Source organism: Streptomyces yongxingensis, assembly GCF_055597465.1.
In genome coordinates, this window is sequence record NZ_CM145717.1 from 8,392,899 (window position 1) to 8,412,368 (window position 19,470).

Genomic DNA, 19,470 nt, shown 5'->3' on the forward strand with positions numbered 1-19,470 from the left:
GTTACTCGGCGATGAGCTCGACCTCGATGTTGCCCCGCGTCGCCTTGGAGTACGGGCACACCTGGTGCGCCTGCTCGACCAGCTTGCGGCCGGTCTCGTTCTCCAGCTCGCCCGGCAGCTCGACGCGCAGCGTCACCTTGAGCCCGAAGCCGTCGTCCGCCGCGTCCTTGCCGATGCCGACCTCGGCGGTGACGGAGATGTCCTTGGTGTCGACCTTGGCCTGGCGGCCGACGAGGCCGAGCGCGGACGCGAAGCAGGCGGCGTAGCCCGCGGCGAAGAGCTGCTCGGGGTTGGTGCCCTTGCCGTCGCCGCCGAGGGCGGGCGGCATGGCCAGCGGCAGGTCGAGCTGTCCGTCGGAGCTCACGGCCCGGCCGTCGCGTCCGTTGGCCGTGGCCACCGCGGTGTAGAGCGCGTCCATGAAGACCATCCCTTTCGTGTTTCCGGTCGTGTTCCGGCAGTCGGAGGGAGGTGGGGGCTCGGGGTGCCCCGCCTCCGGACAGAAGTAGAGCACACAATTAAGTTGCGCACAACTAAAGGGTACGCTGGAGGCATGTCACACCAGTCCGACCGCACCACCGACAGCACTGCCGACCGCACCACCACCCCCGAGCCGCGCCCCTCCGACGAACTGCTCCGGCTCGACCGGCAGCTCTGCTTCACCCTGCACGCCGCCTCCCGCGCCTTCGACGGCCTCTACCGCCGGGTGCTGCGCGACACGGGGCTGACCTATCCGCAGTACCTGGCCATGCTGGTGCTCTGGGAGCACGGGGAGATGCCGGTCAAGCGTCTGGGGGAGTATCTGCGGCTGGACTCCGGCACCCTCTCGCCCCTGCTCAAGCGGATGCAGTCGGCCGGACTCGTCCAGCGCGAGCGCAGCGCGCACGACGAGCGCTCGGTGACGGTCCGGCTCACGGCGGAGGGGGCGGCGCTGAAGGAGCGCGCCCAGGGCGTACCCCTGGCGGCGATCGAGGCCGGCGGCCTCGGCCTGGAGGAGGCGGTGGATCTCCAGGCGCGGGTCCGGCGGCTGACGGCGGCGCTGGACGCGGCGCTGGCCGAGGAGACGCCGTAGGGGCGCCCGCTGGAGTGAGCCTTCGCCACCTTGAAGTCACGGGTCAAAGGGCGCCAGTGGGACAAAACCGCTGGCCAGGAGGGATGTTCCTGTGGCAGTGTCCCCGCCGTGACAGAGATAGACAGCATTGTGATCACCACCTTTGCCGAGCGTCCGTCGTTGCTTTCCCGTATGTACGAGATCGCTGAGACGTGGCCGGCCTTCATACCGCACGATCCGGTGGGGGAAGCCTTGCTGAGCCGGGTGGCGGAGGAGTTCCCTCGGTACTGCGTGGTGGCAACGGACGGTGACCGCGTCGTCGCCCGTGGGCTGAGCGTGCCGTTCAACGCCGACCTCGACGGCCGTGAGGAGACGCCGGACAAGGGCTGGGATCAGGTACTCGCCTGGGCGTTCCGCGACCAGCGCCGTGGGCATTCACCGACAGCGGTCAGTGCGCTGGAGATCACGGTGGATACCGACTATCTCGGCCGTGGCCTGTCCTACGGCATGTTGGCCGCGCTGCGGGATGCCGTTGGCCGACAGGGGCACAACGTGCTGTTGGCTCCGGTCCGTCCCACGGCGAAGCACCTCGAACCGCGCGTCGCCATGACCGACTACGTCCGTCGGCAGGGTGACGACGGTTTTCCGGCCGACCCCTGGCTACGCGTACACGTCAAGGCTGGTGGCAGCATCCAGAGGATCGCCCCGGCGTCGATGACGGTCAGCGGCTCACTGGCTCAGTGGCGGCAGTGGACCGGCCTGCCGTTCAACAGCGACGGTGACGTCGACGTACCAGGGGCCGTCGTCCCGGTGCACTGTGACACCGCACGTGATCATGCCGTCTATGTGGAACCCAACGTATGGATCCGGCACGATGTGAAGCCGCCTGCCTTCTGATCGACGGAAGAGCCGGTCCCGGGGATGCCGTCATCCTCCCCGGAACCGACTCCGTCCGATCGGCCGCGGACGCCTACGGCGTCAGCGGCGCCCTACGGCCTCAGCCGCGGCCCCGCCGTACGGTCTTGCGGCGGTTGGCGACGGCGAACAGCACGGCCGCGCCGGTGGCGAGGACCGCGGCGCCGCCGATGGCCATGGGGCCGGTGGATCCGTCGCCCCCGGTCTCGGCGAGGCGCTGCCCGTCGGCGGCGCTCCCGCCCTGCGAGCCCTGAGAGCCCTCCGGCCCGGTGCTCGCGGCCATGGCTTCGGCGCTCTTGACCTCGGCGCTCTTGGCCTCGGGGCGGTTCGCCTCCGCGCCCTTCTCGTCCGCCGCCTTCGGCTGGTGGTTGGCCTCGGCGCCGCTGTCACCGCCATGGCCGTGGTGATCGACCGTGGACTTCTCGGCGCCCTTCGCTATCTGGGCGTCATCGGGCGCGGCGGCGGTGGGTGCGGAACCCGCGTTCGTCTCCGCCCCCTTCGCGGCCCCGGCCCCGCCTCCGCCGAAGGTCACGTCCGAGCAGGTGTAGAACGCCTCCGGGCTGTCCGAGCGCTGCCAGACGCTGTAGATCAGATGGCGGCCGGACTTGCCCGGCACCTTCCCGGAGAAGACGTAACTCCCGTCCCGCAGGGTGGGGTCGGTGACCTTGGCGAACGGCTCCGCCTCCAGATCCGCCCAGGTCAGCGGCTTCGTCGGGTCGTAGCCGTCCTTGGTGATGTACAGCTCGAAGCTGCCCCGGTGGGGCGCGGTGGCCCGGTAGGTGAAGGTGTGCTCACCGGCCGTCATGGCGGTGGCGGGCCAGTCGGCACGCGGCAGGTCCAGGCCCTTGTACTTGTCGCGGCCCGCGCTGCACAGCTTTCCGTCCGGGATGATCTGCTTGTGGCGCCCGGCGGCGTCCGGGATGTTGACCTCGTTCCAGTCGTAGAGCGCCTGGGTGCCGCCTGCCGCGACGGCCGCCTTGCAGGCCGCCGAGTCCGGGCTCTCCGGCCCCTCCGCGAAACACGCCGACACCCGGCTGACCGGGTCCTGCATCGAACCGTGCGCGGAGGCCGGGTCGGCGCTCAGCGCGGTGAGGGCGAGCGGCACCATGCCGAGCACGGCGATCCGGGCGGTTCTGCGGGAGGCGGTCGCACGAGCGGTCATCGTCGGGAACTCCTTGGGTGTGGGGGGTGACGCGCAGCACGCTAGCCCCGCCCACGGGCCTTCTCGCCGGTCTTATGGCGCCGTTAAGGAGCAGCTCAGGTGTAGCTGAGACTGGCCCGGTCGCGGGGGTGCCCGAGGTGATCCACCCGAGGTGATCGCCGATGATTGCGAGGGGCCGGTGGCGTGGAAGGGTGACACACATGACCGGTACGAACTCGCCCCGCGCCTCGGGCGCCTCCCGCGCCTCCCGCCCGTCGGCCCGCGAGCTGATCGAGGCCATCGTCGACCCCGGCAGTTGGCACGGCTGGGACGAACCGGTGGAGATCACGACGGACGACCCCGAGTACCGGGCCGACCTGGAGCGGGCACGGGAGCGCACCGGGCTGGACGAGTCGGTCATCACCGGTGAGGGCCGTATCGAGGGGCGCAGGGTGGCGCTGATCGCCTGCGAGTTCCGCTTCCTGGCGGGTTCGATAGGGGTCGCCGCGGGGGAGCGGCTGGTACGGGCCGTGGAGCGGGCCACGGCGGAGCGGCTGCCGCTGCTGGCGGCACCGGCGTCGGGCGGCACCCGGATGCAGGAGGGTACGGTCGCGTTTCTGCAGATGGTGAAGGTGGCCGCGGCGATCACGGACCACAAGGCGGCGGGCCTGCCGTACCTCGTCCACCTCCGCCACCCCACCACCGGCGGCGTCCTCGCCTCCTGGGGCTCCCTGGGCCACGTCACCGCCGCCGAGCCGGGCGCCCTCATCGGCTTCATGGGCCCACGCGTGCACGAGGCCCTCTACGGCGAGGAGTTCCCGCCCGGCGTCCAGAACGCCGAGAACCTGATGAACCACGGCCTGATCGACGCGGTCCTCCCGCTCAGCCGCCTGTCGGGCGTGGCGGCCCGAGTACTGAGGGTGCTGTGCGCGGGCGACGCCGTGTCCGCGCCCACCTCGGCGGCACGGGCGGCCGCCCACGATCAGACCGGGCCCACCGGGGCGCCCGAGGGCGGGGCGGTCGTGCCGACCGCGGAAGTGTCGATACGGGCTTCGCGGCGGGTGGAGCGGCCCGGAGTGCGGGATTTGTTGCGGGTGGCCGCCGAGGATGTGAGTCCGCTCAGTGGTACGGGGGCCGGGGAGCACGACCCCGGGTTGTTGCTCGCGCTCGCCCGGGTCGGGGGGACGCCCTGCGTCGTTCTCGGGCACAACCGGCGCAGCGCCCGCAAGGGCGAGACCGCCGAGGGGCCGGGGCAAGGGCAGGCGCTGGGGCCGGCCGGGTTGCGGACCGCGCGGCGCGGGATGCGGATCGCCGCCGAGCTCGGGCTGCCGCTGCTCACCGTCATCGACACCGGGGGCGCCGCGCTCAGCCGCGAGGCCGAGGAGGGCGGGCTCGCGGCGGAGATAGCGCGGTGCCTCGCCGACATGGTGACCCTGCCCGCGCCCACCCTCTGTCTGCTGCTCGGCCAGGGCGCCGGTGGCGCCGCGCTCGCGCTGCTGCCCGCCGACCGGGTCGTGGCGGCGCGCCACGCCTGGCTGTCGCCGCTGCCGCCCGAGGGCGCGTCCGCGATCCTCCACCGCACCACGGAGCGGGCCTACGAGGTCGCCGCCCGCCAGGGCGTACGCTCCGCCGACCTCCTCGCCCAGGGCATCGTCGACCGCATCGTTGAGGAGGACGCCTCGGGGGCCGGGGACGCCTCCGGGGCCGGGGGAGCCTTCGGGGCCGAGGACGCCTCCCGCGCGCCCGACGTCTTCCTCAGTCGTCTCGGCCGGCTCCTCGGCGCCGAACTCGCCGCCCTCCGCGCCCAGGACCCCGACGAGCGGCTCGCCGCGCGCCGGGTCCGGCATCGCCGTATCGGGCTACCCCGTTGACGCCGGGCGTTGACGATCGTGACGGCCAATCAGGGCCAAACGGGCGGACCGGAACGTCGAATTAGCGGTCTTAGGCATGCCTAACCTAATCTCGGGCCGTGAACGAGAATGATCTCGATGCGGCGTCACGGCCGTTCTCCTCCCCTGCCCTCCGTGGCTCCTCGGCGGCCCCGGCCGCCCCCGCCCCGCGGCCGCCCCGCCTCCACCTCCTCGCCCTCAACCCCACCGACTCCGTCACCGAGGGCTTCCTCCCCGCGGCGGCCCGGCTCGGCCTGGCGGTCACCCTCCTCACCGACCAGCCCGGGGCCCATGAGCGTGCCTATGGTCGACGGGAAGAAGGAGGCGCGGCCCCGCACCGCCTCCCCGCCCTCGACATCGTCCCCTGCGACGTACGGGACTTCGCCGAGGTCATCGGCCGTATCGCCGCCGACGGCCCCCGCCCCCGCGCCGTCTTCACCAACAGCGACCACCTCCAGGCCCAGGCCGCCCTCGCCGCCCAGTACTTCGGCCTCCCGGGCAAGGACTGGCGCGCCGCGCTGCGCACCAAGAACAAGGCCGAGCTGCGCCGCGCCCTCGCCGCCGCGGGTCCGGACGTCGCCGACCCCGTCTGGTCCGCCGAGCTCGCCACCGGGCAGGACCCCGCCACCCTCGCCGGGCTCGACGCGCCCTACCCCTGCGTGGTCAAACCGCGCGAGGGCGTGGCCAGCGAGGACGTCGTCCTCGTCGCCGACGCGGACGAACTCGTCCGGCGCTGCGCCGAGATACGGGAGCGGCGGCCGGGCGCGGCCCTGGTCGTGGAGGAGTTCCTGGACGGCGAGCTGCGCACCCTCGAGACCCTCGGCGACGGCCGCACCCTCCACGTCCTCGGCGCCTTCCGCACCGAGCTCTCGCCGCCCCCGCACTTCATCGAGGAACGGCTGCGCCTGCTGCCCGCCCCGCCGCCGCAGCCGCACACCGATCAGGTGCTGGCGCAACTGCGCGCGCTGGGCGTCGGCTTCGGCGTGTGCCACACCGAGTACGTCGTCCAGGGAGACCGGGCCCGGCTCATCGAGGTCAACTACCGTGCCATAGGCGACCAGTGCGACCTCGTCCTCGCCGAACTCCTCGGCATCCCCCTCTTCGAGTACATCCTCCGTACGCACCTGGGCGAGCCGCTGCCGGACGACCTCGGCGCGCGCACCGACGGCAGGGTTCGCATGGAGTACGTCATGGCCGACCGCGCCGGGCGGCTCGCCTCCGCCCCTCCGGCCAGTGTGACCGAGCGCGACGGCGTACGGCTGGACTACCGGCCGCTGCGCGGGATCGGCGAGGAGCACCCGCTCCACCGCACCAACCGCGACTTCCTCGGCGTACTCCGGGCCACCGGCACCGACCAGGGGCGGATCGACGCGGCGGTGGCGCGGTTCCTCGCGGCCCACCGATGGGAGATCGTGTGACCGAGGAAGCGGAGCTTCTCGGACGGGTGCTCGACACGCTCCTCCGAGAGGACGCCTACAAGCTGCGCAGCCACGCCGTCCCGGTGCGGCGCGCCGACGGCGACTGGCTGCGCATCGCGCTCGGGGGGCTCGAGGGGAGCGCGGGGCTCGAGGGGGGCGAAAGCGTGCTGCTGCCGGTGGAACCCGAAGGCTTCCAATGCGACATCCGCACCCGCCGCCCGGCCCGGCTGCTCTGTGTGCCCGGTCCGGGTGGCCCGGCCGGTCGTCCGCCCCGGACCGTGCTCACCGGCCTCGATGCCGTCCTCGGGCGGCTGCGGGAGGCCGTGCCGGACGAGGACCGGGCGCTCTACGACGTATTCGTGGGCGAATGTCGGCAGGCGCTCGACGCCATGCGGCTGCACCGCCGCGTTCGGCCCCGCGTCGTCGCCGAGTTGGGCGCGCGGTACGAGAAGGGGTGGGACGGGATGGCCGGGGCCCTCGCGTATGACACGCTCGCCGCCTTCCGCGACCATCCGGTCTATCCGACCAGCCGGGGGCGGTCCGTCTTCACCGAGGAGCAATTACGGGCGCACGCACCCGAGTTCCACCCCACCTTCCCGCTGCGCTGGCTCGTCCTCCCGCGCGAGGCGGTGTGCGGGGATCCGGCGCGGCTGCCCGACTGGTGGCCTGCGCCCGGGGAACTCGGGCCAGGGCCGGGCGACGGGCAGCTCCTGCTCCCCGTGCATCCGCTCACCCTCGGACCCCCGCTGGAGAACGCCCTCCGCGCGGCCGGGCTCCACGCCGCCGCCCGGCTCGCCGAGCGCCCCCTGCTGGACGTCCGGCCCACCCTCTCCATGCGGACCGTGGCCGTCGCCGACGACCCCCTCGTCCACCTCAAACTGCCCCTCACCACCTCCACCCTGGGGCAGCGCAACCGGCGGTCCGTCAAACCCGGCACGCTGATCGACGGCGAGGTGGCGCAGCGGCTCGTGGAGGCCGTGATCGAGCGGGAGCCGAGGTTCGGCGCCACCGTGCTGCTCGCCGACGAGACCACCCACCTCCACGCCGGACACGAGCTGCTCGCCACGCTCGTCCGCCGCTACCCACCCGGCCTGGAGAACGCCACCATCGTGCCGCTGGCCGGACTGCTCGCGCCCGCCCCGGACGGCACGCTCGTCATCGACGGGCTCGCCGAACGCCACTACGGCGGGGATGTCCTCGCCCTGCTCGACGACTACCTCACGCTGCTGTTCGACTTCCACACCACCCTCTTCGCGTACGGCATCGCGCTGGAGTCCCACCAGCAGAACACCTCGCTGGTTCTTGAGGACGGTGGCGCGGTGCCCCGGCTCCGGCTGCTCATCAAGGACCACGACGGCCCCCGCGTCCACGCGATACGCCTCGCCGCCATGATCGGCGGAGGACCGGCCGCCGACCTGTGCGGATTCGACGACCGCAGGATCCTGACGTCCGGGGACGGGCCGGTGGCCGATGTGTTCACCACCATCACCGTCCATCTCTGCGCCGCCGCCCCCGTCTTCGAGCTCGCCCGCCTCGGCCGGGCCCCGCTCGACACCCTGCTGCGGCGGCTGCGCGACCGGCTCACCGACGCCGTCGACCGGCTCGCCGTCACCCGGCCCGGCGCGGCCGCCGGGCTGCTGCGCAGACGGGTGCTGGACGCGGACCGGCTGCCGGTCAAGGCGATGGTCACCGCCGGCACCTTGTTCACCAAGGAGCGCTCGGGCGCCGCGGACATCAACAAGCACTACGTCACCGGGCCCAACTACCTGCTGCGGGGAAGCGGCAGATGACCGCCGCGCCCGATCGGCCCGCCGCCCTCGAACCGAACCCCCCGAACCTCGCACTCCCTCCGTACCTCTCTCCTCCGCACCCGCTGGAGCCGCCCCATGCCCATGACCTCCTCGCCCGCCGCGACCGTGGCCTCCGCCGACCACGCCACCGCCCACACCCTCCTCAACTGTCTGCTCCGTGAGGTGTCGGGGCCGGAGCACCAGACCGTCGTGGCCGATGGATGGCTGCGGCTGAGGCTGCCGCGCTGCGGGGTGCTGCTGCGCGTCGGACTGCGGCGCACCTCGCTCATCGGGGCGCACCGCTTCACCGGGCCGGTCAGTGAGGAGCGCGACGGCACGTGGGCCGAGGTGTCCTGGCGCGGGCTGGCCGAGCGGATCCACCGGGAGCTGCACCTGCGCACGGGGGTGCACAACGACGAGTTCCTGGGCCAGGTCGCCTCCAGCCACGCGGGGATGACGGCCGCCTTGGAGGCGCTGAGGGCCCTGGAGGACCGGAGCGCCGTAGCGGACCGGAGCACCGTGAGTGACAGCGCCCAGGACCTCTACCTCGCCTCCGAGCAGTCCCTCCTCTTCGGACACCGCTTCCACCCCACCCCCAAGGCCCGCACCGGCAGCGCCGACTCCTGGTCGCGGTTCGCCCCCGAGGCCGGGGCCCGCTTCCCGCTGCACCACCTCGCCGTACGCCAGGAGTACGTGCGCGAGGAGTCCGCGCGGCCCGGGGCGCTCGCCGCGCTGGACCGGCAGGGCGCCGTCCCCGAGGGCTACCGGCTGCTGCCAGCGCACCCCTGGCAGTACGCGATGCTGCGCGAGCACCGGCTGCTGCGGGCGGCCATCGCCCGGGGCGAGGTGCTGGACCTCGGGCCCGGCGGCGCGGAGTTCGCGCCCACCGCGTCGGTCCGCACGCTCTACGACGGCCGGGACTTCCTCAAGTTCAGCCTCAACGTGCGGATCACCAACTGCCTGCGCAAGAACGCCGACTACGAGCTGTCCGGCGCGGTCGCCCTGACCCGGCTGCTGGAGCCGGTCGCCACCGATCTCGCCGCCCGGTTCCCCGGCTGTGAGCTGCTGCGCGAACCCGCGTACCGGACGCTGGACCCCGGCGGCACGGACGTCAACGGCAGCGGCGAACGTCAACTGATCGAGGGCTTCGGGGTGATCGTCCGCGAGGGGCTGGCCGCCCGCCTGCGGCCGGGGCTGACCGCGCTGCTCGCGGCGGCCGTCGCCGATGAGTACCCGACCAGCGGCGCCCAGATCTCCCGGCTCCTCCCCGACGCCGGCCCCGACCGGCTCTCCGCCTGGTGGCAGGCGTATCTGGAGCTGCTCGTACCGCCCGTGCTGGCCGCCTACTTCGACCACGGCGTGGTCCTCGAACCCCACCTCCAGAACGTCGTCATCGGCGTCGACCCCGCCGACGGCACCCCGCGCCAGGTGCTCTTCCGCGATCTGGAGGGCACCAAGCTGGTGCCCGAGCACCACACCGCCGCGCTCGCCGCGCTGCCCGAGGCGGTGGCCCGCCCGCTGACGTACGACCGGGAGCGCGGCTGGGACCGGGTGGTGTACTGCCTGCTGGTCAACCACATCGCCGAGATGGTGGCCGCCCTCGCCGACCGCTGCCCCGGGCTGGAGCCCGCGCTGTGGTCGGCGGTCCGCCGGGTGCTGTGCGAGCGCTCGGCGGCCCATGAACACCCGCCCGCGCTGCGCGCCCTCGTGGCGGGCGTGCCGCTGCCCGCCAAGGCCAACCTCCTCACCCGCTGGGGCCGTCGGGCCGACCGCCACGCGGGCTATGTCCGTATCGCCAGTCCGCTCGCCTCCGCCCTGCTGTCCGAGGCGGCCCACGTCATGCACCCCGGGAGCAGCCGTTGATCACCTCCGCCGTCCGTACCCTCGCCACCGAGCTCACCGGTGACGACCTGCCCGCCTACGTCTACGACCTGGCCGCGCTCCGCGCGCACGCGCGGGCCGTACGGGACGCGCTGCCGCCGGGCCTGGAGCTGTACTACGCCGCGAAGGCCAACCCGGCGCCCGCGATCCTCCAGGCCCTCGCACCCCACGTCACCGGCTACGAGGTCGCCTCCGGCGGTGAGGTGGAGCATGTCCGCGCGGCCGTGCCCGGGATGCCGCTGGCCTTCGGCGGGCCGGGCAAGACCGAGGGGGAGCTGCGGCGGGCGCTGACGCTGGGCGTGGAGCGGTTCCACGTGGAGAGCGAGCAGGAGCTGCGGCTGCTGGCCGGGGCGGCGGAGGACGCGGCGATCGACACCGTGGACGTCCTCCTGCGCGTCAATCTCCCTTCGGCCGGTGACGAGTTGGGCGGCGCGGCGCTCGCCATGGGCGGCCGCCCCAGCCCCTTCGGGCTCGACCCCGAGGCCGTGGAGCGCTGCCTCCCCCTGCTCTCCCCGGGCGGCGCGGGTGGTCCCCTCCGCCTGCGCGGCATCCATGCCCACCTCGCCAGCGGCCTCGACGCGCCCGCCCAGGCGGCCGTGGCCGCCGCGATCGCCGACTGGGCGCGGAAGCTGTCCGAACGCCACGGCCTGGGGATCACCGAGGTGAACGTCGGCGGCGGGATGGGCGTGGACTACGCCCATCCCGACCGCCGCTTCGACTGGGCCGCCTACGGCCAGGGCATGGCGGACCTCGCCCTGCGCCATCCCGAGCTCACCCTGCGGATCGAGCCCGGCCGGGCGCTGACCGTCTACTGCGGCTGGTACGTCACCGAGGTGCTGGACATCAAGCACAGCGGCGGCGAGGCGTTCGTGGTGGTGCGCGGCGGCACCCACCACATCCGCACCCCCGCCACCAAACAGCACGACCAGCCCTTCCAGGTGCTCCCCGCGGACACCGTGGACACCTGGACCCGGCCCTGGGCGCGCCCGGCCGTACGGGACGAGCCGGTCACGCTGGTCGGTCAGCTCTGCACCCCCAAGGACGTCCTGGCCGGCCGGACCCCGGTCGCGGAGCTACGGGTGGGCGACCGCGTGGCCTTCGCGATGGCGGGTGCGTACGCGTGGAACATCTCGCACCACGACTTCCTGATGCACCCCTGGCCGGGCTTCCACTACCTGGACGAATAGCCGCGCGTCAGCCGTGGGCGGGACGGGGATCGCCCCGATAGGTGCCGAAGGACCACTTGTTGCCCTCCGGGTCGGCGATGGCGAACTCACGGCTGCCGTACGGCTGGTCCTCGATCGGCCGGAGCACCCGCACACCGGCCGCCGTGAGCCGCTCGTACAGCGCGTCGACGTGGTCGGTGACGACGTACGCCCCGAAGGTGCCCGGCTCCAGGCACCAGGTCTTGGTCTCCGGGTCGTACGAGCCGAGCATGATGCCGCCGCCCTCGGGCCAGTCGAGCTGGGCGTGGGCCACGCGGTCGCCGTCCTGGTAGACGGCCGTGCGCAGGAAGCCGACCGTGTCGACCAGGAAGTCGATCAGGGCGAGGGCGTCATGGGCCTGGAGCGTGGGCCAGATGGCGGGTTCACGGGATTGCGGCTGCTGTGGCTGCTGTGTCTGCTGCTGGTTCGGTGCGGTGTTCATGGGATCTACTCTTCGCCGTAGAGGTGGCCTCCGGCTTGGATATTCCGGCACTCTTCGGCCAGCCAGGCGGTGGGGCTCACCCCGGTGTACTGGCGGAAGTCGCGCACCAGGTGGGAGTGGTCGAAGTAGCCGCAGTCGGCGGCGACCCGGGCCAGCTCCGGCGCCCGGCCCGCCGCGACGGCCCGGACCACCGTGTTCCTGGCGTGCTGGAAGCGCATCAGCCGGGCCGCCTGCTTGGGGCTCAGCCCCGTCTCGGCCCGGAACACGCTGGTCAGACGGCGCGGGCTGAACGACACATGCTCGGCCAGGCCCTTCAGCGTCCCGGCCCCCCGATGCCGGGCCAGCCAGGCCCACGCCTCGGCGACCTCGCTCCGCACCGGTGTTCCGTCCTCGCCCGCTGCCGCGCGCTCCCGCAGATACGCGCCGAGCGTGGCGAACCGATCCGCCCACGATCGCTGTTCGCACAGCCGCTCCCGCATGTCGGCGGCCCGCTTTCCCAGCACGTCCGCCCCGGAGGTGACCAGGTCGGAGGTGAGCGCCCCGGCCGGAAGCCCCAGCAACGTGCGCGCCGCCAGCGGGTGCACCGCGAGCTGCACTCCGGCCTCGCTCCCGGGCTGGACGATATACGCCGGTCGCTGATGCAGACCGCCTACGACGATCTCCGTACGCGAGGCGCCGGGGCCCCGCGCCTGCTCGGGCGTGACGCCGCCGACGACGGGTCCCTCCAGGGAGAAGATCAGCGTCAGATAGGGCGAGGGCAGCCCCCGGTGCAACGTCGGCGGTATCCCTCGGGAGCGATACCCCACGGCGGACACCACCATCTCCCCGAGCCCATGCCCGAGCCCGGCCCCGGCCCGCACGAACTCCTGGCTGCTCATGCGGCCAGTATCACCCGCCCCTCTGACAGCGGGCCCGCCCGCAGGCGGCGTCGCACTCGATGAGCCAGGTGTCCGCTAGACCTTGCGGACGACCACCGTTGGCGGGAGGAGCCGCTCCAAGTCATCCACGTCCGACGTGAAAACGGTGACCTGGCCCCTTCGTTCCTTCGCCACGACGGCCAGCACAGCGTCGATGGCGTACTTGTGGCCGTGGAGCCCGGCGTCGGCCAGCAACCGACGGGCGGCCCGGGCCTGATCTCTGCCCAGGTCAGCTACTTGCAGACGGGACAGTACCCAGTCCCACCGGCGCTCGGTGATTCTGCCGTCGTGCGCTTCGATCACGGTCATGGGGGAGGTGACCACCTCGACCTCCCCCTTGGCCGCCAGATCCAGCAGAGCGATCATGCGGCGCTCACCGCGCACCGCTTGTGAGAGGGCTTCGGAGTCGAGCACGAACACGCGCAGCCGCTTGGGCTGCTGGACCCGCTTCGTCACGCGGCTTCCCCGACGCCGCCGTGCTGCGCCCTACGACGGTCATGTTCGGCGTCGATCTCATCCAGTTCGGCCAAGGCGGCAGCGCTCTCCTCCTCGGAGACCGGTCCGTACTCTTCCTGTAGCCAGTCCACCAGCTCCACGAGCCGGTCACGGTCGCGCTTGACTCGTAGCGCGTCAGCGACATACGCGGACAGACCGCGCTCCGCCGCGTCTGCCCGGATTTCGTCGAGAAGCTCCTCGGGGATGGTGACTGTCACCTTTTTCGTCGCCATACCAGACACCATACTCTCCACCGTGGCTGCCGTACCAGGCAGAATTCCTTGGCATGTACAGCCTTGCCCTCTGGGAATTCCTCGCGCTCGCCACCGCCTCCATACTCGTCGGCTTCTCGAAGACCGCCGTCAGCGGCGCCAATACCGTCAGCCTCGCGATCTTCGCGGCCGTGCTCCCGGCCCGGGAGTCGACCGGTGTGCTGCTGCCCCTGCTGATCGTCGGCGATGTGCTCGCCGTGGGCACCTACCGACGGCATGCGCACTGGGGGACCCTGCTCCGGCTGTTCCCGGCCGTCGCGGTCGGGGTCGTGGTGGGGACGGTGTTCATGCTGTGGGCCGGGGACGCGGAGGTGCGGACGTCCATCGGGGCGATCCTGCTGCTGATGGCGGGCGTCACGGTATGGCGGCGCCGTGCGGCCGCCCGGGCGGCGGCCCCGGAGGTCCCGGCCGCCGACGGGGCGGGCGCACGGCTCAAGGCCGGTTCGTACGGGGTGCTCGGCGGCTTCACCACGATGGTGGCCAACGCGGGCGGCCCGGTGATGTCGCTCTACCTGCTCTCCGCCGGTTTCCGGAAGCTGGGCTTCCTGGGCACCTCGGCCTGGTTCTTCCTGATCGTCAACGTCGCCAAGGTGCCCTTCAGCGTCAGCCTCGGCCTGATAGACGGCCGCTCCCTGCTGCTGGACCTCCTGCTGGCGCTCTTCGTCCTGCCCGGTGCGTACATCGGTAAGCGTTGCGTGGACCGGATCAATCAGCGGCTCTTCGAGCGGCTGGTCATCGCGGCGACGGTGCTGGGCGGACTTCAGTTGCTGCTGCGCTGACCCTTCGGGCTCGCTCAGTGTGTCAGTTCACCGGAGCGCGATGGCGAGCCTCCCGGATGACGCGATCGGCGGTCTCCTCGGGAGTGAGGGCCGAGGTGTCGAACCACCAGCCCGCATCGCCGAGCTCGCGCTTCATGTCGGCATCGAGATCTTCATAGCCGTCGAAGTCGAACCGCTCTTGTGGATCCCGGATGGTGTTGCGGTACCGGCATACCTCGATGCCCGGTGCGAGAACGACGAACAAGACCTGCCGAGCCGGGAGGAGAGAGACGAAGAAGTCCAGCTGCTTGCGGTCGGGTATCACCCAGTCGATCACAGGCGTGAAGCCGGCGTCGGAGAAGTTGTTCGCCAGCGTGCACAGATTGCGATTGCACAGCTCCACTTGGCGCGCTGCCTCGTCAGCAGGCTCGCCCAGGGCCCCGACGCGACCGCTGACGATCAGCCTGCTGACGAAGTCGCCGTCGAGCCGGGCGGAGCGTGGCAGGCGCTCGGCGACCAGCCTGGTCACCGTCGACTTCCCGGCCCCCGGCATCCCCGTCACGATCAGGCAGTCCGGCGTCTCAGCAGTGATCACGCCCGCGATTGTGGCAGCGCACCTGGTTGTCGACAATCGTATTTCGAGGTGCCGCCTCGTTGGTGCTCTTGTGCTATGCGGACGTGCTCTGCATCAGGCCCCCTCCGTCCCAGTTCCCACCCTGCCGCTGCCCGCGCCACCGCGACCGTGCGGACCTGGGACCAGCCGCATGGACGACGCGTTCAGCCCTCCGAGGGGGCGCCCCAGCCCGGTACCGGGTCACCGACATCGTGCGCGGCGAAGAAATCCGCGACTTCGGCGGCTTCTTCCGCGTCCGGCTGATCGTTGGTGCACTCGGGGCCGGCCCAGGCGCCGGACATCACCTTGGAGCAGACGCTGCCCGGCCCAAGGTCGCTGAGCGACAGAATGTGGCCCAGCTCATGCACGGCGATGCGGGACGGCTTGTACTTCTGGGCATCCCCGGTTTCGAGGTAGACCCAGCCCCTGCCCAAGCCGTTGACGAAGGAGTGGGAGCCGGTGCCGTTCGCGGTCGTGTATTCCTTGACCCGTAAAGCCGCCGGGGTGTTCTGCTCGACGAACTTGATTCCGGGGACGGCCTTGTTCCAGATGCCCATCGCATCCCGGACCGGATCCGCATAGGATCCGGCCAGTAGGAGATCTATCGGAATAACTTCCGGCTCGGGCTCCGCAGCATTCGCCGGAAGACCGGCACCCACCACGACGGCACTGGCGCATACTGCGGCCGCCATCAGATTCATCGCTCGTCTCCGCATTGCCACGATCTCCATCACACCTATGGGTTTCCACTGACGTCGCGCACGGAGAACAGGAAATAACCGCTGGATTTTCACGGCCCTTCCTGTGTGCGCACCAGCGGGAATCTACTGGAGGGATTCCGCCGCAGCTACCATGGCAAAATATCTGCCACCCGAAAAATGCCTATATGGTGGTGCCGGCCCGGCCCACGCGTCGGCCGCGGATGCTCAGGGCGATGACCGAGACAAGGAACCAGAAGGCACCGAAGGCCGCGTATCCGGCGACGGTGGACAGGCTGCTCGTCGCCGAGGCGGACGTGGCGGCGACGGTGGCACCGGCGAGTACGGACTGTCCGCCGCTGATGATCATGGGCCACTGGGCGCCGACGGCATGCCTGCGGCGGATCGCCACGGCGAGCTGGATCGCTCCGGAAAGGAGGGCCCAGATGCCGAACACGAGAAGGGTCTTCCCGATGGTGGAGAAGACGGCGGTGATCATTCCGGCGGTGGTGGCGAGACCGAGGGCCATGTTGATGGTGCTGACGCGGTTCGTGGAGCCGGCGCCGGTCATACGACGCTCGAGGAGCGTGGCGATGACGTCCCACAGGGGGTAGATGATCAGCAGCACGGCCGCGATCACTGTGGGCCTGTCCGTCGACACGAGCGAGGCGGAGGTCGTGAGGACGAGCGCCACCCAGATCAGGGAGAAGGCGACTCGGATCAGGTAGAGCGATCGGAGCCCGGAGGGCGTGGGCGTCGTCGTGGTCGGAGTTACGGTGGTCGGAGTCATCGGGCGTCCCGTCGTGATCGAGATGGTGTGAGGCGGTCGCCTCGATGACGAGTCTCAGCGGCCTCGGGAGGGGCCGCGTACTTCGATCGAAGTAGTTCCGCCATCCATTTCGATCGAATGAGTTCTTCCGCCGCCATCGGCCGAAGCAGGTTCGCCGTCTACTTCGTTCGAAGTACACGGCCGCAGCACACGGGAACGAGAATCAGGCCATGGTCAAGGCGCGGAACAATCAAGACGGGCCTGCGGCACCCCTGTGGGTACGCCGCCCCGAGGTGCTGCACCGAGTCGCCTATTCCGTGGCCGCGCTCGTGTTCACCGGGCAGATCGTGGCCGTGGTACTGAGAGGGTCGGATTGGCCGACGGCCCTCTCGGTATTCCTCGCCGGGGGCGGTGTCGCCCTCTCATGGTGGAAGCCGTGGGCAGGGCTGGTCGTGACGAGCGCGGCATCCTTCGCCGTCACGGCGGTGGGCCACGACCCCCTGTCGGTGTGGATGATGGCGGTGCTCGTGCTGTTCTCGGTCACCCTCAGGGGCAAGCAGCCGCTGGCCGGAACCGGCATCGTGGCGGCGTTCTTCCTGGGGGCGTTCATGACGCTGGGAGGATTCCGTGGCGGCGCGGTCGTGGGAGCCGCCGCCCTCTTCTCGGCGATAGCGGGAGGTGCGACAGGGGCCGCGCTCCGCATCCATCGGGACCACTGGTGGATCCTGGAGGAACGGGCCGAAAGCGCCATCGCCACCCGCGAGATCGAAGCCACCCGACGAGTGACCGAAGAACGGCTCCGCATCGCCCGGGACCTCCACGATGTCATCGGCCACCAAGTCGCGATGCTGAGCCTGCACCTCGGTGCCGCGGAGATCGGGCTGCCCGAAGGCGCCGAATCTTCCCGGCAGGCCCTCGTCTCGGCCAGGTCCAGCGCCCGCACCGTCGTCGTCGAAACGCAACGGATCCTCGCGCTCCTCCGCCTCGGAGACGACACTTCCGGCGACGAGGCGCTCCGGCCGACCCCGTCGCTCAGCGGCCTGGAAGGACTGATCGCCTCTTTCGAGAGCATCGGCCTCGACGTCCGGCCCTCGATCGACGTCCCCGCCGGTTTCGTGGAGCCCAGTGTCGGCGTGACGGTCTACCGGGTTGTTCAAGAAGCACTCACGAATGCCTACCGGCATGGAGAGGGGACGGCGACGGTGGATGTGCGCGAGCGCGACGGCAGGATCTGCGTCACCGTGGAGAACCGCGTCGGTCCTTCACTCCGTGGCTCCGACGCGGGCAGCGGACTCGGACTCGTGGGGATGCGCGAACGCGTCGAGTCCTCCAGCGGGCGGCTGACGATTGACAGCGACGACGGACGATTCCGGGTCCATGCGGAGTTCAGCCCCCTGGGAGCCGTCGTCCGATGACGCAGATCCTGATCGTCGACGACCAGGACGACATGAGGGCGGGCATCCGAACGATGCTTCGGCTCGACCCGGGTCTCGTTGTCGCGGGTGATCTCTCCGATGGACTCCAGGTCGTCCCGTTCCTCCGGGACCACCCCGTCGACCTGGTCCTGATGGACATCCGGATGCCCGGCATCGACGGTGTCGAAGCCACTCGCCGGATCCGCAAGGAGCACCCACCCGAAAAGCTGCGGGTGATCGTGCTGACCACTTTTGACCAGGACGACATCGTTCTCGCCGCCCTTCGCGCGGGCGCCAACGGCTTTCTGAGCAAGACCATGAGCCCTGCTGAACTCGTCGCCGGAATCAATGAGGTCGTCGGCGGTGGCGGTGCGCTGTCGGCCGCCGCGACGGCCGCGCTCATCGGTCATATGACCCACAGCCCGCCCCCGGTGATCGACCGGGAACTGCTGCGCCGCTTCGACGCTCTGACACCCAGGGAACGGGACGTGGTCGTTCTCATCGCGAGTGGTCTCGGCAACGACGAGATCGCGGCCCAGATGTCCGTGTCACCGTTCACCGTGAAGACGCATGCGGTGCGGGCCATGACGAAGGTCGGCGCACGAGATCGGGCGCAACTCGTCTCGTTCACCTTCCGGGCCGGCCTCTACCCCTGAGCCTGCCGGGCAGCACCCCGAAACGGCGGCGACGTCGGCCATCACGGCCCCGTCGCCCGCCGTCGCCCGCCGTCGCCCGGCGCCGCCGGACGCGCCGGGGTCCGCCCGTTTCTTCCTCCGGCTCGCCCATGCGGATGCGCTTCCTCCTCGTACTTCGGCCGCGCACTCCTAGTATTTTTACCTGAAAGTGCCATGGAAACAGGGGCCTGCCGTTCTCGTTGGCATTCACTTGGTGTGCGCGTAGCAGGGGGCGCGCTCATCTGAGTGACGATTGGAGGCAGGAGATGGCAGGTTCCGCATCGGACACGATCGCTGTCGTCGGTGCCGGGGTCATGGGACGCAACATCACCGCACTCGCGCTGGGTCGTGGGGTCGATGTCGTGCTGGTCGATGTCTCGGGTGACGTGCTGGAGAGCGCCCGGGCGGAAATCGCCCAGCTGTTGCGGCACGGGCAGTTCATGGGCGCCTTCCCCGCCTCCCAGGCCACCGGGACCTTGACCACGACGCTCTCCAGCGGCGACGTCGCGGACGCCGATGTGGTGATCGAGGCGATCACCGAGGACGCCTCGCTCAAGGCGCGGGTCATGGCGGACCTTTCCGGCACGGTCCCCGCCGGGGTCCCGCTGATCACCAACACCTCGGGAATTCCCATCGCCGAACTGGCGAAGTCGGTGTGGCGGCCCGCGGAACTGGCCGGGGTGCACTTCATGAATCCGTCCTATCTCATCGAGATGGTGGAAGTGGTGCGCGGCCCGCAGACCGGCGAGGACGCCATGGCCGCGATCCTGTCCCTGCTGGGCCGGCTGGGGAGGAAGACGGTCGTCGTGCGTGACGCGCCCGGCTTCGTCACCAGCAGGCTGCTGCACCCCATGATCAATGAAGCGGCGCGCATCGTGGCCGAGGGCACCGCGAGCGTCGAGGCCGTGGACCAGCTGATGCACGGCTGCCTCGGTCATCCGACCGGTCCGCTGCGCACCGCCGATCTGATCGGACTCGACAACCTCGCGGACGCTCTTCGGCTGCTTGCCGAGCGGACCGGAAATTCCACTTTCGAGCCCTGTGAACTTCTGATGGAGAAGGTGCGCCGCGGTGATCTGGGGCGTAAGACAGGGCGCGGGTTCTACAACTATGGAGAGGTGCTTTCGTGA

The 19,470-nt window shown here is 71.1% G+C and carries 20 protein-coding genes; 11 read left to right on the top strand and 9 right to left on the bottom strand.

Translation table 11 applies throughout. From position 1 onward, the window contains the following. Position 1 precedes the first annotated feature (1 nt). Entirely contained in the window at positions 2-418 is a 417-nt protein-coding gene (locus tag ACZ6TD_RS36050; protein ID WP_471344823.1) for an organic hydroperoxide resistance protein, read from the bottom strand. 132 nt (positions 419-550) lie between these two features. Between ACZ6TD_RS36050 and ACZ6TD_RS36055 the strand changes: the two genes are divergently transcribed. Together ACZ6TD_RS36055 and ACZ6TD_RS36060 are read left to right on the top strand one after the other, a co-directional pair. Continuing rightward, the gene (locus ACZ6TD_RS36055; RefSeq protein ID WP_471344825.1) at positions 551-1,069 is read left to right on the top strand and encodes a MarR family winged helix-turn-helix transcriptional regulator; all 519 of its coding nucleotides are present in this window, start codon (positions 551-553) and stop codon (positions 1,067-1,069) included. A gap of 108 nt (positions 1,070-1,177) precedes the next feature. Next, positions 1,178-1,945, top strand: coding sequence for an N-acetyltransferase (locus ACZ6TD_RS36060; RefSeq protein ID WP_471344826.1), 768 nt, complete (start codon positions 1,178-1,180; stop codon positions 1,943-1,945). 100 nt (positions 1,946-2,045) lie between these two features. Here ACZ6TD_RS36060 and ACZ6TD_RS36065 read toward each other — a convergent pair whose 3' ends face one another. Then, positions 2,046-3,125: a lytic polysaccharide monooxygenase auxiliary activity family 9 protein gene (locus ACZ6TD_RS36065; RefSeq protein ID WP_471344828.1), complete on the bottom strand. Its 1,080-nt coding sequence runs from the start codon at positions 3,123-3,125 to the stop codon at positions 2,046-2,048. Positions 3,126-3,325: 200 nt separating this feature from the next. Here ACZ6TD_RS36065 and ACZ6TD_RS36070 point away from each other — a divergent pair, with 200 nt between their 5' ends. The 5 genes from ACZ6TD_RS36070 to ACZ6TD_RS36090 all read left to right on the top strand — a co-directional run bounded on the left by ACZ6TD_RS36070 (position 3,326) and on the right by ACZ6TD_RS36090 (position 11,269). Continuing rightward, on the top strand, positions 3,326-4,975 hold the full coding sequence (locus ACZ6TD_RS36070) for a carboxyl transferase domain-containing protein (RefSeq protein WP_471344830.1): 1,650 nt from the start codon (positions 3,326-3,328) through the stop codon (positions 4,973-4,975). A 98-nt stretch (positions 4,976-5,073) separates the two neighbouring features. Further along, positions 5,074-6,411, top strand: coding sequence for an ATP-grasp domain-containing protein (locus ACZ6TD_RS36075; RefSeq protein WP_471344832.1), 1,338 nt, complete (start codon positions 5,074-5,076; stop codon positions 6,409-6,411). Further along, the gene (locus ACZ6TD_RS36080) at positions 6,396-8,201 is read left to right on the top strand and encodes an IucA/IucC family protein (RefSeq protein WP_471344834.1); all 1,806 of its coding nucleotides are present in this window, start codon (positions 6,396-6,398) and stop codon (positions 8,199-8,201) included. Before ACZ6TD_RS36075 ends, ACZ6TD_RS36080 begins: the two co-directional genes overlap by 16 nt. A gap of 96 nt (positions 8,202-8,297) precedes the next feature. Beyond that, the gene (locus ACZ6TD_RS36085) at positions 8,298-10,064 is read left to right on the top strand and encodes an IucA/IucC family protein (RefSeq protein ID WP_471344836.1); all 1,767 of its coding nucleotides are present in this window, start codon (positions 8,298-8,300) and stop codon (positions 10,062-10,064) included. Further along, on the top strand, positions 10,061-11,269 hold the full coding sequence (locus ACZ6TD_RS36090) for a type III PLP-dependent enzyme (RefSeq protein ID WP_471344838.1): 1,209 nt from the start codon (positions 10,061-10,063) through the stop codon (positions 11,267-11,269). The genes ACZ6TD_RS36085 and ACZ6TD_RS36090 overlap by 4 nt, the downstream gene beginning before the upstream one ends. Positions 11,270-11,276: 7 nt before the next feature. On the opposite strand, the gene ACZ6TD_RS36095 is transcribed toward ACZ6TD_RS36090, so the two are convergent. The 4 genes from ACZ6TD_RS36095 to ACZ6TD_RS36110 form a co-directional block, all read right to left on the bottom strand. After that, positions 11,277-11,729, bottom strand: coding sequence for a VOC family protein (locus tag ACZ6TD_RS36095; RefSeq protein ID WP_471344840.1), 453 nt, complete (start codon positions 11,727-11,729; stop codon positions 11,277-11,279). Positions 11,730-11,734: 5 nt separating this feature from the next. Continuing rightward, positions 11,735-12,607 (bottom strand): AraC family transcriptional regulator, encoded by an 873-nt coding sequence (locus ACZ6TD_RS36100; protein WP_471344841.1) that lies wholly within the window; start codon positions 12,605-12,607, stop codon positions 11,735-11,737. Between the two features lie 75 nt (positions 12,608-12,682). Next, positions 12,683-13,102 (bottom strand): PIN domain-containing protein, encoded by a 420-nt coding sequence (locus ACZ6TD_RS36105; protein WP_471344843.1) that lies wholly within the window; start codon positions 13,100-13,102, stop codon positions 12,683-12,685. After that, on the bottom strand, positions 13,099-13,374 hold the full coding sequence (locus ACZ6TD_RS36110; RefSeq protein WP_044582127.1) for a ribbon-helix-helix domain-containing protein: 276 nt from the start codon (positions 13,372-13,374) through the stop codon (positions 13,099-13,101). The genes ACZ6TD_RS36105 and ACZ6TD_RS36110 overlap by 4 nt, the downstream gene beginning before the upstream one ends. A 53-nt stretch (positions 13,375-13,427) precedes the next feature. Between ACZ6TD_RS36110 and ACZ6TD_RS36115 the strand changes: the two genes are divergently transcribed. Next, entirely contained in the window at positions 13,428-14,192 is a 765-nt protein-coding gene (locus ACZ6TD_RS36115) for a TSUP family transporter (RefSeq protein WP_471344845.1), read from the top strand. 22 nt (positions 14,193-14,214) lie between these two features. Here ACZ6TD_RS36115 and ACZ6TD_RS36120 read toward each other — a convergent pair whose 3' ends face one another. The 3 genes from ACZ6TD_RS36120 to ACZ6TD_RS36130 all read right to left on the bottom strand — a co-directional run bounded on the left by ACZ6TD_RS36120 (position 14,215) and on the right by ACZ6TD_RS36130 (position 16,272). After that, entirely contained in the window at positions 14,215-14,766 is a 552-nt protein-coding gene (locus tag ACZ6TD_RS36120) for an AAA family ATPase (RefSeq protein ID WP_471344847.1), read from the bottom strand. A 182-nt stretch (positions 14,767-14,948) separates the two neighbouring features. Further along, positions 14,949-15,515: a snapalysin family zinc-dependent metalloprotease gene (locus ACZ6TD_RS36125; RefSeq protein ID WP_471358356.1), complete on the bottom strand. Its 567-nt coding sequence runs from the start codon at positions 15,513-15,515 to the stop codon at positions 14,949-14,951. A 151-nt stretch (positions 15,516-15,666) separates the two neighbouring features. Next, positions 15,667-16,272 (bottom strand): DUF308 domain-containing protein, encoded by a 606-nt coding sequence (locus tag ACZ6TD_RS36130; protein ID WP_471344848.1) that lies wholly within the window; start codon positions 16,270-16,272, stop codon positions 15,667-15,669. Positions 16,273-16,481: 209 nt separating this feature from the next. On the opposite strand from ACZ6TD_RS36130, the gene ACZ6TD_RS36135 reads away from it, so the two are divergent. The 3 genes from ACZ6TD_RS36135 (at position 16,482) to ACZ6TD_RS36145 (ending at position 19,470) form a co-directional block, all read left to right on the top strand. After that, positions 16,482-17,666 (top strand): sensor histidine kinase, encoded by a 1,185-nt coding sequence (locus ACZ6TD_RS36135; protein ID WP_471344850.1) that lies wholly within the window; start codon positions 16,482-16,484, stop codon positions 17,664-17,666. Then, positions 17,663-18,322 carry a response regulator transcription factor gene (locus ACZ6TD_RS36140; RefSeq protein WP_471344852.1) on the top strand — a complete coding sequence of 220 codons (660 nt, stop codon included), beginning with the start codon at positions 17,663-17,665 and terminating at the stop codon, positions 18,320-18,322. The genes ACZ6TD_RS36135 and ACZ6TD_RS36140 overlap by 4 nt, the downstream gene beginning before the upstream one ends. 284 nt (positions 18,323-18,606) lie before the next feature. Further along, a complete protein-coding gene (locus tag ACZ6TD_RS36145; RefSeq protein ID WP_471344853.1) occupies positions 18,607-19,470 on the top strand; it encodes a 3-hydroxyacyl-CoA dehydrogenase family protein in 864 nt (287 codons plus the stop codon).

Excerpts from the sequence above, each read along its gene's own strand:
- ACZ6TD_RS36125 (WP_471358356.1), bottom strand. The coding sequence starts at position 15,515 with ATGGAGATCGTGGCAATGCGGAGACGAGCGATGAATCTGATGGCGGCC.
- ACZ6TD_RS36080 (WP_471344834.1), top strand. The coding sequence starts at position 6,396 with ATGGGAGATCGTGTGACCGAGGAAGCGGAGCTTCTCGGACGGGTGCTC.
- ACZ6TD_RS36100 (WP_471344841.1), bottom strand. The coding sequence starts at position 12,607 with ATGAGCAGCCAGGAGTTCGTGCGGGCCGGGGCCGGGCTCGGGCATGGG.
- ACZ6TD_RS36135 (WP_471344850.1), top strand. The coding sequence starts at position 16,482 with ATGGTCAAGGCGCGGAACAATCAAGACGGGCCTGCGGCACCCCTGTGG.
- ACZ6TD_RS36130 (WP_471344848.1), bottom strand. The coding sequence starts at position 16,272 with ATGACTCCGACCACCGTAACTCCGACCACGACGACGCCCACGCCCTCC.
- ACZ6TD_RS36050 (WP_471344823.1), bottom strand. The coding sequence starts at position 418 with ATGGACGCGCTCTACACCGCGGTGGCCACGGCCAACGGACGCGACGGC.
- ACZ6TD_RS36140 (WP_471344852.1), top strand. The coding sequence starts at position 17,663 with ATGACGCAGATCCTGATCGTCGACGACCAGGACGACATGAGGGCGGGC.
- ACZ6TD_RS36085 (WP_471344836.1), top strand. The coding sequence starts at position 8,298 with ATGCCCATGACCTCCTCGCCCGCCGCGACCGTGGCCTCCGCCGACCAC.
- ACZ6TD_RS36110 (WP_044582127.1), bottom strand. The coding sequence starts at position 13,374 with ATGGCGACGAAAAAGGTGACAGTCACCATCCCCGAGGAGCTTCTCGAC.
- ACZ6TD_RS36070 (WP_471344830.1), top strand. The coding sequence starts at position 3,326 with ATGACCGGTACGAACTCGCCCCGCGCCTCGGGCGCCTCCCGCGCCTCC.
- ACZ6TD_RS36095 (WP_471344840.1), bottom strand. The coding sequence starts at position 11,729 with ATGAACACCGCACCGAACCAGCAGCAGACACAGCAGCCACAGCAGCCG.
- ACZ6TD_RS36055 (WP_471344825.1), top strand. The coding sequence starts at position 551 with ATGTCACACCAGTCCGACCGCACCACCGACAGCACTGCCGACCGCACC.
- ACZ6TD_RS36115 (WP_471344845.1), top strand. The coding sequence starts at position 13,428 with ATGTACAGCCTTGCCCTCTGGGAATTCCTCGCGCTCGCCACCGCCTCC.
- ACZ6TD_RS36065 (WP_471344828.1), bottom strand. The coding sequence starts at position 3,125 with ATGACCGCTCGTGCGACCGCCTCCCGCAGAACCGCCCGGATCGCCGTG.
- ACZ6TD_RS36145 (WP_471344853.1), top strand. The coding sequence starts at position 18,607 with ATGGCAGGTTCCGCATCGGACACGATCGCTGTCGTCGGTGCCGGGGTC.